We start from the raw sequence: 13,101 nt of genomic DNA, 5'->3' as shown, positions 1-13,101 counted from the left end.
AAAGATGAAAACCAGAATCACTGAACTCTTAGGGATTAAATACCCGGTTGTGCAGGGCGCCATGGCGTGGATCGCGGAACACCATCTCGCGGCCAGCGTATCGGCGGCGGGCGGCCTCGGCATTATTGCGGGCGGCGCGGCTCCGGTCGATTTTATCCGCGACGAAATCCGCAAGGCGCGCGCGCTTACGGACAAGCCGCTGGGCATGAATATTATGCTGCTTTCCCCCAACGCGGATGACCTGGCGCAGCTTGCCATTGATGAAAAAATTGAAGTCCTGACGACCGGCGCGGGTAATCCGGGCAAATATATGGAAAACTGGAAGCAGGCGGGCATTAAGGTCATGCCGGTCGTCGCTTCCGTCGCGCTGGCAAAGCGCATGGAGCGCGCAGGCGCGGACGCGGTAATCGCAGAAGGCATGGAGGGCGGCGGCCATATCGGCGAGCTTACCACGATGCCCCTGGTACCTCAGGTCGTCGACGCGGTAAGCATCCCTGTCATTGCAGCGGGCGGCATCGCGGATGGCCGCGGCATGGCCGCGGCGCTGATGCTGGGCGCCGAGGGCGTGCAGTGCGGCACGGTGTTCCTGGCGACGCCGGAGTGCCAGATTTCCGAAAAGTACAAGGACTTGGTGCTGAAAGCCAGCGATATTGCCACCGTCGTCACCGGTCGCCCGAGCGGGCACCCGGTGCGCGCCCTCAAGACGCCGCTGCAGCGCAAGTGCCTGGAGCTCGAAAAGCATGTCGACAACCGTTCGCTCGAAGAGATCGAGGCCGCGACCGCAGGTTCCCTGCGCAAGGCGGTGCAGGACGGCAACTATGAGGAAGGCACATTTATGTCCGGCCAGATCGCGGGCATGCTCAAGGAGCTCCATCCCTGCGCGGATGTCATCAGCGGTATGACGGCGCAGGCGGAAGAGCTGCTCAAAAACGCATATAAACGCTTTGCGTAAGGAGGATGGACACGATGGGAATTGCAGTAGTTACCGGCGCGTCCCGCGGCATCGGCGCGGCAGTCGCGCGCAAGCTTGCCGAGCAGGGGCATGATGTTGTGCTCAACTGCGCGTCCCGGATCGAAAAGGCGGAAGAAGTTGCGGCACAGTGCCGGGAATACGGCGTAAAGGCGGTCGCAATGGCCTGGGACGTATCCGACCATGCCGCCTGCGACCAGGCGCTCAAGGAGATCAAGGCATCCCTCGGCGTGCCGACGATCCTGGTCAATAACGCGGGCATTACGAAGGACGGGTTGATCATGCGCATGGGGGAAGCACAGTTCGACGACGTAATCCGGATCAACCTCAAGGGCACCTTTAATATGACGTCGCTGTGCGGCGCAATGATGATGCGCGCAAAGGCAGGTGCGATTATCAATATGGCGTCCGTCGTGGGCATTACGGGAAACGCCGGCCAGGCCAACTATGCCGCGTCCAAAGCGGGGGTCATCGGCTTGACCAAATCCGCAGCCAAGGAACTTGGCGCGCGCGGCGTACGCGTCAATGCCATCGCGCCCGGCCTTGTGGAGAGCGACATGACGGATGTGCTGCCTGAGGATGTCAAAAATGCAATGCTGTCCCAGATAACGCTGAAGCGCGCCGGTAAACCCGAAGACATCGCCAATGCGGTCGGATTCCTTGCATCGGATGCCGCCGCATATATTACCGGACAGGTGCTCGTCGTCGACGGCGGCATGGGTGTGTAGAGCAGGAGGATAGATATGGAAAGAGTAGTCATTACGGGCATGGGCGCGGTAACGCCGATTGGCAATGACGTGAAAACCTATATGGACGCGCTCAAGGCCGGCAAGTGTGGCGTTGCGCCGATTACGCACTTTGACACCGCTGAATTCAAGGTCAAGGTCGCGGCGGAGATCAAGGATTTCGACCCGACCCAATACATGGACAAGCGCGAGGCCAAGCGTATGGACTCGTTCTGCCACTATGCGGTCGCGGCGGCGGCGCAGGCTCTGGAGCAGGCCGGGCTGCGCGAGCCGGGTTCTTTTGACCCCTGGCGTACGGGTATTATCTTTGGTTCCGGCTGCGGCGGGCTTCCTATCGTTGAGACGGAAGTCGTAAGGCTGCATGAGAAGGGGCCGAGCCGCGTATCCCCGCTGTATATCCCGGAGATGATCGCCAATATGGCGGCGGCGCATATTTCGATGCAGTTTGGCATCCGCGGCGAAAGCGTTTGCCCGATTACGGCGTGCGCGACTTCGACGCATGCGCTCGGCGAAGCGATGCGCATGATCCGCCATGGGTATCAGGATATTGTTGTGGCTGGCGGCACGGAAGCGGCAATCTGCACGATCGGCATGGCCGGTTTCCAGAACATGAAGGCGCTTTATACCGGCGACGACCCGCAGGCGGCCTCTATCCCGTTTGACAAGCGCCGCAGCGGCTTTGTCATGGGCGAAGGCGCTGGCGCGCTCATCCTGGAAAGCCTGAGCCATGCGAAAGCACGCGGCGCGCACATTATTTGCGAGATCGCGGGCTATGGCGCAACTTCGGACGCGTATCACATCACAAGCCCGGACCCGGAAGGGGAGGGCGCATGCCGCGCAATGCAGCTTGCAATCGCGGACGCGGGCCTGACGCCGGCGGATGTTGATTATATCAACGCGCACGGCACGAGCACGCCGATCAATGAGAAGTACGAAACCATTGCAATCAAAAAGGCGTTTGGCGACGCGCTGAAGTCGGTCAAGGTCTCTTCCACGAAATCGATGACCGGCCATATGCTGGGCGCAGCAGGCGCTGCGGAAGCGATTGCCTGTGCAATGGCGATTTGCGACGGCATTATCCCGCCGACGATCAACTTTGTCGAGCCGGACGAGGATTGTGACCTGGATGTTTGCCCGAACCACGCGGTTCAGGCCGACGTTAAGGTGGCGATCAGCAATTCCTTGGGATTTGGCGGCCACAATGCCACAGTCCTGCTGAAGAGGTATGAATAAAATGGACAATAAGGAACTCAAAGAGCTTGCCTTGGAACTGATGGAGGCGGCTTGCGCGCGTAAGGTAGCGGAGTTTGAACTTGAGACAGAAGACTTCTGTGTCCGCATCAAGACACAGGGGGAGCCGGTTGTCGTACAGGCGTCCCCGGCGGCGCCGGTTGCCGCTGCCGCACCGGCTGCAGCAGAAGCGCAGGCCGCGCCGGCCGATGATATCCCGCAGGGCACGCGCGTGGAAGCGCCGCTGGTAGGCATCTTTTATTCTTCCCCCTCGCCGGAGGAGCCGCCTTTTGTCGAAGTCGGCCAGAAGGTGCAGAAGGGCGACACCCTGTGCATTATTGAAGCGATGAAGACCATGAATGAGATTTCCGCGCCGTGCGACGGTACGGTAAACCGTATATATGCGCAAAACGGCGATATGGTCGAGTTTAAGCAGCTGATTTGCGTCATTGAGTGAGGGGGATCCGGATATGCTGAATAAAGAACAGATCATGGAGATCATCCCGCACCGTCCGCCGATGCTGCTCGTGGATGAAATTACGGAGCTTACGGAAACCGGCGCAGTAGGGACGCTGCACCTGACTGGCGATGAATTCTTTTTCCAGGGGCATTTCCCGGGCAACCCGATTATGCCGGCGGTATTCCGTCTGGAGGCGCTGGCACAGGTCGGCGCGGTAGCGCTGCTCTCAATGCCGGAGTTTAAGGGCAAGACCGCCGTTTATACCGGTATCGATAAGGCGAAGTTCCGGGCGATGGCCGTCCCGGGCGATACGTTGCGTATGGAGATCAATTTCGTCAAGCGCCGCGGGCCCATGGCAGTAGCCGAGGGCATCGTCTGGGTTGGCGATAAGAGAGCGGCGGAAGCAGAAATTAAATGCGCCGTCATCATGGACTGAGGCAGGTCAAACGAATGTTTCATAAGGTTTTAATTGCGAACCGCGGGGAAATCGCGGTCCGTATTATCCAGGCATGCCGCGATCTGGATATTATCAGCGTTGCGGTTTACTCGGAAGCGGATCGCGAGGCGCTCCACGCGCAAATTGCGGATGAGGCTGTTTGCATCGGCCCCGCCCAGGCGAAGGACAGCTACCTGAATATGCAAAACATCATCAGCGCTGCGGTTGCGTCCGGGGCACAGGCGATCCATCCCGGTTATGGGTTCCTTTCCGAAAATGCGGAGTTTGCTTCGCTCGTTCAGCAAAACGGCCTTGTATTTATCGGCCCAGACCCGGATACGATCCGTTTGCTTGGGGATAAGGCTGAGGCGAAGCGCCAGGCCATTGCGGCCGGCGTCCCCGTCGCCCTCGGCACGGACGGCGCGGTCGAGGATTATGCAGAAGCGGAGCGGGAAGCTGCGCGCATTGGGTTCCCACTGATGCTGAAGGCCGCTTCCGGCGGCGGCGGCAAAGGCATCCGCATCGCGCGGGAGCCTTCCGAACTGAAGGCGGCATATGATACCGCTTCCAGCGAAGCGGTTGCCAATTTTGGCGACGGGCGCATCTATATGGAGCGGTATATCGAAAACCCGCGCCACATCGAGGTGCAGATCCTGGGCGACCACCATGGGAACGTTGTACATCTTTTTGAGCGTGAATGCTCGATCCAGCGCAGGCATCAGAAGGTGCTGGAGGAGGCGCCGTCCTCTTTTGTGGATAACGACCTCCGCCGCCGTATGGGCGCGGCAGCGGTCGGCCTTGCAAAGCGCGTAGGCTACCGAAATGCCGGCACAATCGAATTCCTGGTGGACGGTAACAAGAATTTCTACTTTTGCGAAATGAACACGCGCATCCAGGTGGAGCATCCGGTTACCGAGGTGGTAACCGGCCGCGATATCGTTTGCGAGCAGCTCCGGATCGCCTCCGGCGAACCGCTGTCCTTTACGCAGGAGCAGCTTTTCCTGCATGGCCACGCGATTGAATGCCGCATTTGCGCGGAAGACCCCGCCCGTGATTTCGCACCGTGCCCTGGCAGGATTGTATCGATGCATCTGCCCGGCGGCTGCGGCGTCCGCATGGATACGGCCGCATATCAGGGATACATGATCCCGCCGTATTACGACAGCATGATCGGCAAGCTGATCGTGCAGGGGCGGACCCGTGAGCAGGCAATTGCGCGGATGCGCCGGGCGCTGGCCGAACTGCTTTTTGAAGGCGTTACGACCAGTACCGATTATCAAATGAAAATTTTACAGTCGTCTGCTTTTGTGAACGGGAACTTTAACACCAATTCGATTGCAAACGGCGATTTCGATTAACTGATTCAGGCCCGGAGGAGGGAGACCATTGCTGATCGACTTATTTAAAAAGACCCGGGACAGCTCCATGCAGATGAAGAAATACACCGTGAGCGCCCCAAAGCCGGATATTACCTGCAAACGCTGCGGTACCGTCCTGCAGGCCAACAATTATGGCCGCAACCTCTATGTATGCCCGTCCTGCGGCCTGTATGGGCGCCTCTTTGCCCGCACGCGTATTAAGCTGACCGTGGACAAGGACAGCTTCCAGGAACTTTGGGGGAACTTGGAGACGGCAAACCCCTTGAATTTCGAGGGGTATGAGGATAAGATCCGCACGCTGCAGGAAAAAACCCGGATGCGCGAGGCCGTTGTCACAGGCGTATGCACCATCGGTGGGATCAAAACCTGTATTGGCGTCATGGACAGCCATTTTTTGATGGCGTCCATGGGCAGCGTCGTCGGTGAAAAACTGACGCGGCTTTTTGAATATGCGGCGGCGGAACATCTTCCGGCCGTAGTATTTACGGCTTCCGGTGGTGCGCGTATGCATGAAGGCATTTTCTCCCTGCTGCAAATGGCAAAGGTATCGGCGGCGGTTGCCAAGCATTCGCAAGCCGGCGGGCTGTATATCACGGTATTGACTGACCCGACTACAGGCGGCGTAACGGCGAGTTTTGCAAGCCTGGGCGATATCATCCTCGCGGAACCGCACGCCACGATCGGCTTTGCAGGCCGCCGTGTCATCGAAGGCACCATCGGCGAAACGCTTCCTGAGGATTTTCAGTCCGCAGAGTTCTTGCAGAGCCACGGTTTTTGTGATAAGATAGTTCCGAGGAATCAGATGAAGCGCACGCTCGAGGAACTGCTCCGGCTGCACCAGACCCCGAAGAAACCCAAAAGGCAGGTGAAGAAGGCGTGAGCACTACTGTTGCGGAAAAAATGCGCATCATCCATGACCCGAAACGCCCTACGATTGACGACTATGTAAATACGTTGCTTGACCATTTTGTAGAGCTGCACGGTGACCGTTTTTATGCAGACGATGCTGCTATCTGTGCAGGCATCGGCACGCTTGCCGGGATCCCGGTGACGGTGATCGGCCACCGCAAGGGCAAAACCACAGAGGGGAACCTGGCTGCTAATTTTGGTATGCCGCATCCGGAAGGTTACCGGAAGGCGCTCCGGCTGGCGCACCAGGCGGAAAAATTTGGACGTCCGGTCATCTGTATCGTCGACACTCCTGGCGCTTTCTGTGGCATCGGCGCTGAAGAGCGCGGCCAGGGCGAAGCAATTGCACGTTCGCTTGCGGAGTTTATGAATTTGCGTACCCCTGTCATATCAATCGTCACAGGGGAAGGCGGCTCCGGCGGCGCGCTGGCGCTTGCGGTCGCCGACCGTGTCTTAATGCTGGAAAACGCGATCTACTCCGTTATTTCGCCGCGCGGCTGCGCGTCGATCCTGTGGAAGGACGCATCCAGGGAACTGGAGGCGGCGGAGCGTCTGCGTATTACGGCTGACGACCTGTTGGAGTTCGGCGTGATTGAAAGCATTATCAACGAAGGGGCAAATGTGGCCTCGCTGATGCGTAATGTAAAACGTGCCTTACTTGAGAATATTCAATATCTGCAGGAAGAACCGCTTGATGTCCTGCTGCAAAAACGGTATGAAAAATTCCGTAAAGTCGGAGTTTTCAACGAAATATAATTCAAAATACAAAGGAGAACACACCCATGTTTGAGAAGATTTGCGATCTGCTGGCGGAGAAGTTTGACGCTGACGCATCTACCATGACGATGGAGACCACGATCAAGGAAGACCTGAAGGCCGATTCCCTTGACGTTGTAGAGCTCATGATGGATCTGGAGGAGAACTTCGGTATTGCGATTTCCGACGAGGAAGCAATGAAGATGAGCACTGTAGGCGATATTGTAAAGTATATCGAAGATCATCAGTAAATCACAAATTCAAATAAAAAAGACCGCTGGAAATGCATCCAGTGGTCTTTTTTTAGTCGGTCTTTTTTTTAGTGTTTGTCGTCCTGTGTGGGCTGCGGTTCCACGCATGCACCCGGCTGACAGTACATTTCCGTATAGGAGGTCATGTCAGGGTCAATGCGCGGCGAATGCTTGCTGCTGTGGGCAGGCGCTGCATTGGTATCCATGTGGAAAATGTCGTCATAACGCGGGAAATCCTTTTTGTGGCACATTTACACGTCAACTCCTTTCCGATACCTTAGTGTACCGCATAAACGTATAAAAAATGCCGGCCCTATGAAGAATACATTTTTCCCAAATCGGTTTTCCTTTTACCGTGCGTCTGTACGGAATACAAACCAGTACGCGGCCATGCGGCCATCTGCCCAGGTGCACAGCACTTTGAAGCCGCGGAGCGTGTTGCCCGGCTCGTAATCGCTCCCATCGGAGCTTAGGGATGCGAATATATTCTGCTCTACCGTTAACTCCGGTGCAGAAATACTGTTACCATCCTCTGCGGTCTTTTCCCAGATGGCATCTACGGCCGGATGACCTTGTCCATTGCGATATTTTACGGTGCCGTCATGTGCTAATATGGCGTCGTAAACGGTGATATGATACGGCGCATCTGTCCCTGGCTGCAGCGACGTTTGCAGGGCGGCGCCCAGCGGCACATAGGGGATGTCGCTGTAAAAATCAAGCTGGTGCAGCGCGCGGATGGTTTGCCAGCCGTTCTCTTCGCTGCCGTCTGTGGCAAGCACGAATAGTGGGGCGTTATCCGCTAAAACGTTTAGTTGCGGGGAACCGGCAGGTTCCGCCCCCGCTATAGATGCGTTTTCTACGCTGGCGCGGAACGGCGCATAGACGTGCGTATTTTGCCCACGGTCAGTAACCGTCAGCTGTACGGAACCTGCGGTTTCTTCTGCGGTGAGTACAAACCGCAGGCCGTCATTTTCATAAATGTCCGGTTCGCTGCGATACGGGGCGTGGTCTGGTAGGCCTGCAAGGGAAGGGACGCCGCCGGAAAGCGGCGCGGCCTTTTGGGTTAAGCGGCCGGACGGGAGTTTTAATACATACATAGTAGTTTGCGTCATGGGGTGCAGATATACGGTTTTTCCATCGGGGGAAACCGCGATTTCACAAGCGTCTTCGCCGTCTGTGATATTACATCCGATCGGTGCAAGGTCGACGCTCTGCGCAATGGATTCCTTTTGCAAATCATAGATAAAAAGGCCGAAATACGAATGTAAGATCGCATAATCCTGATTAGCATATACAATAGACGGCGGGGAAGCGCCTATCACCGTATCCGGTGTGACGGATGCAGGCTGTGGGATTTCCCCTATGGGATTGGCCGCGCATACGATAAGCGTTACGACGCAAAGGAAAACGCCGGCAACCGCGGTACGCACCCGCGGCGCTTGCCATCGGAGGGCGTTTTGAATGCGCATTTTTACGTTGGATTCCCCAAAGGCCAGCGGGCTGGTCAAGGATCCGTGAGATGTGGACAGCGTTAGCAGCGCCTGCGAATATGCCGCACGGCTGGCAGGCCCCATGCGGCGCAAGACGGCTTCGTCACACGATAATTCCATATCGCGGCAAGCGAGCAGGTACGATAGCCATGCCAGTGGGTTAAACCAATGGAGGCAAAGCGCAAGGTACGCCAGCGGTTTGATTAAATAGTCGCGCCGGCGCAGATGCGTTTGTTCATGCTGTAAAACGTAGTCCAGCGTATCGCCGGAAAGCCCAAGGGGGATATAAATCCGTGGACGTATAAAGCCCAATACAAAAGCAGTATTTATAAAACCGCTTTCATAGGTTTGTCCCTCGGCCTTCGTCGCGGTAGCGAGACCCCGCCTGAGCCTACTATAGGAAATCGCCGCATAGCCCAGCAATATGACAATCCCGGCAATCCATACGCAGGCGGCGATGGACAGGAAAACCTGGCTGGGGTTGATGGATGAAGCCTGTGCAGCTTGATTGGATGCAACAGCTTGGTTGACCGCGCTGTCCATGCCCGGAAAGCCGGTGGGCGGTGCCGCAGCCGTGCGCAGCATAATATCGTGCGGAATAGGGGCTGCGGCCGGAAGCGGGGACAGGATGCTTGAAAAGGACACGGGGCATAAAAAACGGAACAGCACGACCAGCCATAAGGCATAGGAATAGCGTTTTGGGAAACGGTGAAGCACAAAGCGGATGGCAATTACTATAAGCACGGCCAGGCTGGCAGTCAGGCTCATATTGAGCACGGTAATAAAAAAGGCGATCATCCGTCCTCACCGCCCTTGTCAGGCAATGCCTGCGTCGCATGCTCGATGAGCCCTTTCAGCTCTTCCGCCTCCTGCACTGTCAGGGTCTGATCCTTGAGGAATGCGGCGACAAATGCCGGAAGGGAGCCGTTAAACGCCTTCTGCATCACAGTTTGGCTTTCATGGCGTTGCGCGTCCTCCTTTTTTAGCAGGGCGGTTACCAGAGCGTTTTCATTTTTTAGATAGCCCCGGTCGCACAGCTTGCGCAGCACCGTATAGGTCGTAGACTTTTTCCATCCCAGTTTTTCGCGGCATATTGCCACCAGATCACCGGAAGGGAGCGGTTCGTGTTCCCAAACAAGGGACATAAATTTAAATTCTGCGTCAAATAACCGTTGTTCCTGCATGGTGCACCTCCTTCGGTTTATTGTAATAGACCCTCTTGTTTCGTATAGTCTATCGCAATAGACCAAAGTTGTCAAGAAAAAAGAAACGGTTTGACCCGTTTCTTTTTTCTGTTACTTTTGAATGCCATTGAGGAACGCGCGCATGCGTTCCGTCGCCTCACGCAAATGGCTCATGGAGTATGAATAGGAGATGCGGACATGCCCCTCGCCGCTGTCGCCGAACGCATTCCCGGGAACGACCGCGACCTTTTGCTCCTGGAGCAGCCGCTCGCAGAACTCCTCCGAGGAAAGCCCCGTCGACTTGACCGAGGGGAATACATAGAACGCGCCCTCCGGCTCAAAACAGGTAAGCCCCATCGAGCGGAGTTCGCCGAGCAAATACCGCCGCCGGAGGTCGTACTGGCCGCGCATGTGCAATACATCGTCGTCGCCTGTGCGCAGCGCCTCGATGCCTGCAAACTGCGCGGTGGTCGGGGCGGACATGATACCGAACTGATGGATTTTGCAAATCGGCATGATCAGTTCCTTCGGGCCGCACACCCAGCCAAGGCGCCAGCCGGTCATCGCATAGGACTTGGAAAAACCGCCTACGACGACCGTGCGTTCCTGCATGCCGGGTAGTTCAGCAAAGCAGACATGCTCGCCGCGATAGGTCAGGTCGCAATAGATCTCGTCCGAAATCACGAGGACATTGGTATCCTGCAGCACGGCCGCAATGGCCTCCAGCTCCTCGCGGTTCATGATCGCGCCGGTCGGGTTGTTGGGGAAGGGGAGGACAAGTGCTTTGGTTTTTGGGGTAATGGCGTTGCGCAGACGTTCTGCCGTGAGTTTAAACCCATCCGCTTCCACGGTCGGCAGCGGCACGGGCACGCCACCGGCCATAATGGTCAGCGGCGTGTAGCAGACGAAGGAGGGTTCTACAATCAAAACCTCGTCCCCAAGGGAGACGAACGCGCGCAGCGCATTATCAATCGCCTCGGAACCGCCGACCGTGACCAGGACTTCTTTGTCGGAATGATAGGTCAGGCCGTACTTACGCTGATAGAGCTTGGCGATTTCCGCACGGAGCTCCGCAAGCCCCCAGTTTGAGGTGTAGAACGTGCGCCCTTTTTCAAGCGATGCAATCCCCGCGCGGCGGACCTGCCAGGGAGTCTCAAAATCCGGTTCGCCGACGCCCAGGGAGATCGCGTCCTCCATCGTGGAAACGATGTCAAAAAACTTGCGGATGCCGGAAGGTTTCACCACCTTGACCCGTTCGGAAAGCAGTTGCTGGTAGTCTACCATGACATGATGACCTCCCTTTCATCACGAACCGAGGGGTCAAATTCCACGCCCTGATCCTTGTATTTTTTCAGCACGAAGTGGGTGCCGGTCGACAGCACGTTTTCCATCGGCGCAAGCTGCTCGGAGACAAAGCGCGCGACTTCCTTCATGGATTTACCAGTGATGATGACGGTCAGGTCGAAGCCGCCGGACATCAGGTATACGCTTTCCACCATATGGTGGGAATAAATCTGCCGCGCAATCTCATCAAACCCCATACCCTTTTGCGGGGTGATTTTGACCTCAATGAGGGCGGTTACATATTCCTTATCGGTCTTTTCCCAGTCGATCAGGGTCTTGTACCCGATAATGGTATGGTTTTTCTCGAATGCTCGGATGTGTGCCGATACCTCGGCCTCTTCCATATCAACCATGGCTGCGATCTGCGCGGCGGTCAGCCGTGCGTCCTGATCGAGCAATGCCAAAATCTTATCGTCCTTATTCATGTTGTTCCCTCCAAACGGTAACAAAAAATAGATGAAATTATTATACACCAAAAGGGCGGCAGTGCATAGACGGAAAGCTAGAAATTCTATTGCACAATTTGTAAAAAAGAGATAGAATAAAAGCAACCCAGAAAGAAGGAGCGACACATGGAGTTTACCGGTTTCCGCCCGGAAGGGCTGGATTTATTAATAGAAAACCGCCTGCACAACAGCAAAGGGTTTTATGAGGATCACAAGCCGCGCATAAAAGCGCTTGTGAACGAACCGTTCTATGCGCTGATTGAATCTATGGCTCCCGTTATGCGCGAGATCGACCCGCTCTTCGTCATCGAGCCGAAGCGGATGCTATCGCGCGTCCGCCGGGACACCCGCTATACCAAGGACAAGACGCTGTACCGTGACCATGCGTGGATTACCTTTGCGCGCGCGAAGCAGGGCAGGTTTGCCGAACGCCCGGCATATTATTTTGAAATCACCCCTGAATATTTTGGCTATGGCTGCGGATACTATCAGGCGCCGCCCAATGAAATGCAGCTTGCGCGGGAATTGATGCTTGCGGAGGATAAGCTTTTCCTGGACGCCTATCGAGCGGTTCAGCAGCAGACGCGGTTTACCCTGTATGGGGACAGCTACAAACGGCCCAAATATCCGGATGCGCCCGAAAAGTACCAAGCTTGGATCAACCGCAAGAACCTTGGGCTTTCGTATGAATGCCAGGATTTTGAGGCGCTCTTTAACGGCAGCTTTGTGCGTCCGATGCTGGCGGATTTGAAGGGTATCGCCCCGTTCTACCGGTTTTTATGTGCAATCAAGGAGCGCTCACAGGCCGCGGAAACGGAGGCGCTCAGATGAAGTATGTAGCGCTTGATTTTGAGACTGCAAATTCCTCGCCCTGCAGCGCATGTTCGGTTGGCGTTTCGGTTTTTGAAGACCGCGAGCTTCTACATTCAGACGTTTATTTGATCCGCCCGCCCAAAGCATTTGGCGCATTCCACTGGTTCAATATCAAGGTACACGGTATCACCCCGGCAATGGTAAAAAATTCACCGGCGTTCCCGGAAATTTGGCCGCTGCTGCAGCCGGATATCGAAGATTCCGTGCTTGTCTGCCATAATGCGATGTTTGATACCGCCGTCTTATGCAAAACGCTGACGCACTATGGGCTGGATCTGCCGCGCTGCAGATATGTGTGTACGGTAAAAGTGTCGCAAAAGGTATGGCCTGCGCTCCAAAACCATAAGCTTGACACGGTTTCATCCGCACTGGCTATTCCCCTCAATCACCACGAGGCCGGGTCGGACGCCTTGGCGTGCGGCATGATCCTACAGGAAGCGCTCAAGCAGACCGATTCGGTGGATGCGGACGTGCTGGCGGATAAAATAGGCATGCGTTTGGGCAAGATTGCACCAGAGGGATGTATTTCATGCTCTACCGCGCAGGAAATTGCGCGTCAAAAAGAAAGGGCGGCGCAAAAGCGTACATACACTTCGCGCCGCATACAAAAACAACCGTAGAAGAAAG

The 13,101-nt window shown here is 56.1% G+C and carries 15 protein-coding genes; 11 read left to right on the top strand and 4 right to left on the bottom strand.

The window, feature by feature from the left end; translation table 11 throughout:
* Positions 1–4 precede the first annotated feature (4 nt).
* Genes fabK through acpP form a run of 9 tightly spaced genes read left to right on the top strand, consistent with a single transcriptional unit; the run spans position 5 to position 7,137 of the window.
* Entirely contained in the window at positions 5–952 is a 948-nt protein-coding gene (gene fabK / locus CZ203_RS11105; protein ID WP_087066164.1) for an enoyl-[acyl-carrier-protein] reductase FabK, read from the top strand.
* 14 nt (positions 953–966) lie between these two features.
* Positions 967–1,698, top strand: a complete 732-nt coding sequence (gene fabG / locus CZ203_RS11100) for a 3-oxoacyl-[acyl-carrier-protein] reductase (protein ID WP_200809474.1) — start codon at positions 967–969, stop codon at positions 1,696–1,698.
* Between the two features lie 15 nt (positions 1,699–1,713).
* The gene (gene fabF, locus CZ203_RS11095; RefSeq protein WP_087066162.1) at positions 1,714–2,949 is read left to right on the top strand and encodes a beta-ketoacyl-ACP synthase II; all 1,236 of its coding nucleotides are present in this window, start codon (positions 1,714–1,716) and stop codon (positions 2,947–2,949) included.
* 1 nt (position 2,950) lies between these two features.
* The gene (gene accB, locus CZ203_RS11090) at positions 2,951–3,403 is read left to right on the top strand and encodes an acetyl-CoA carboxylase biotin carboxyl carrier protein (RefSeq protein ID WP_087066161.1); all 453 of its coding nucleotides are present in this window, start codon (positions 2,951–2,953) and stop codon (positions 3,401–3,403) included.
* A gap of 13 nt (positions 3,404–3,416) precedes the next feature.
* Entirely contained in the window at positions 3,417–3,842 is a 426-nt protein-coding gene (fabZ, locus tag CZ203_RS11085; protein ID WP_087066160.1) for a 3-hydroxyacyl-ACP dehydratase FabZ, read from the top strand.
* Between the two features lie 14 nt (positions 3,843–3,856).
* Positions 3,857–5,200: an acetyl-CoA carboxylase biotin carboxylase subunit gene (gene accC / locus CZ203_RS11080; RefSeq protein WP_087066159.1), complete on the top strand. Its 1,344-nt coding sequence runs from the start codon at positions 3,857–3,859 to the stop codon at positions 5,198–5,200.
* 28 nt (positions 5,201–5,228) lie between these two features.
* Positions 5,229–6,101, top strand: a complete 873-nt coding sequence (accD, locus tag CZ203_RS11075; protein WP_143436195.1) for an acetyl-CoA carboxylase, carboxyltransferase subunit beta — start codon at positions 5,229–5,231, stop codon at positions 6,099–6,101.
* A 20-nt stretch (positions 6,102–6,121) separates the two neighbouring features.
* The gene (locus CZ203_RS11070; RefSeq protein WP_087066158.1) at positions 6,122–6,886 is read left to right on the top strand and encodes an acetyl-CoA carboxylase carboxyltransferase subunit alpha; all 765 of its coding nucleotides are present in this window, start codon (positions 6,122–6,124) and stop codon (positions 6,884–6,886) included.
* 26 nt (positions 6,887–6,912) lie between these two features.
* Entirely contained in the window at positions 6,913–7,137 is a 225-nt protein-coding gene (gene acpP, locus CZ203_RS11065; RefSeq protein WP_087066157.1) for an acyl carrier protein, read from the top strand.
* A gap of 350 nt (positions 7,138–7,487) precedes the next feature.
* Here the strand turns inward: acpP and CZ203_RS11055 are convergent, their stop codons facing one another.
* From CZ203_RS11055 to CZ203_RS11040, 4 genes are all read right to left on the bottom strand, one after another.
* Positions 7,488–9,425 (bottom strand): M56 family metallopeptidase, encoded by a 1,938-nt coding sequence (locus CZ203_RS11055; RefSeq protein ID WP_087066155.1) that lies wholly within the window; start codon positions 9,423–9,425, stop codon positions 7,488–7,490.
* Positions 9,422–9,811 (bottom strand): BlaI/MecI/CopY family transcriptional regulator, encoded by a 390-nt coding sequence (locus tag CZ203_RS11050; RefSeq protein ID WP_087066154.1) that lies wholly within the window; start codon positions 9,809–9,811, stop codon positions 9,422–9,424. The genes CZ203_RS11055 and CZ203_RS11050 overlap by 4 nt, the downstream gene beginning before the upstream one ends.
* Positions 9,812–9,922: 111 nt before the next feature.
* Positions 9,923–11,095 carry an aminotransferase class I/II-fold pyridoxal phosphate-dependent enzyme gene (locus tag CZ203_RS11045; protein ID WP_087066153.1) on the bottom strand — a complete coding sequence of 391 codons (1,173 nt, stop codon included), beginning with the start codon at positions 11,093–11,095 and terminating at the stop codon, positions 9,923–9,925.
* Positions 11,089–11,580, bottom strand: a complete 492-nt coding sequence (locus CZ203_RS11040) for an Lrp/AsnC family transcriptional regulator (protein ID WP_087066152.1) — start codon at positions 11,578–11,580, stop codon at positions 11,089–11,091. Before CZ203_RS11040 ends, CZ203_RS11045 begins: the two co-directional genes overlap by 7 nt.
* A gap of 147 nt (positions 11,581–11,727) precedes the next feature.
* On the opposite strand from CZ203_RS11040, the gene CZ203_RS11035 reads away from it, so the two are divergent.
* Positions 11,728–12,432 (top strand): DUF2461 domain-containing protein, encoded by a 705-nt coding sequence (locus tag CZ203_RS11035; RefSeq protein WP_087066151.1) that lies wholly within the window; start codon positions 11,728–11,730, stop codon positions 12,430–12,432.
* Positions 12,429–13,094: a 3'-5' exonuclease gene (locus CZ203_RS11030; protein ID WP_159456488.1), complete on the top strand. Its 666-nt coding sequence runs from the start codon at positions 12,429–12,431 to the stop codon at positions 13,092–13,094. The genes CZ203_RS11035 and CZ203_RS11030 overlap by 4 nt, the downstream gene beginning before the upstream one ends.
* The last annotated feature ends 7 nt before the right edge of the window (positions 13,095–13,101 follow it).

The sequence above is a fragment of the Intestinibacillus massiliensis genome (genome assembly GCF_900155735.1).
GTDB lineage: Bacteria > Bacillota > Clostridia > Oscillospirales > Butyricicoccaceae > Intestinibacillus > Intestinibacillus massiliensis.
This window is presented reverse-complemented; position numbering and strand designations above follow the sequence as displayed.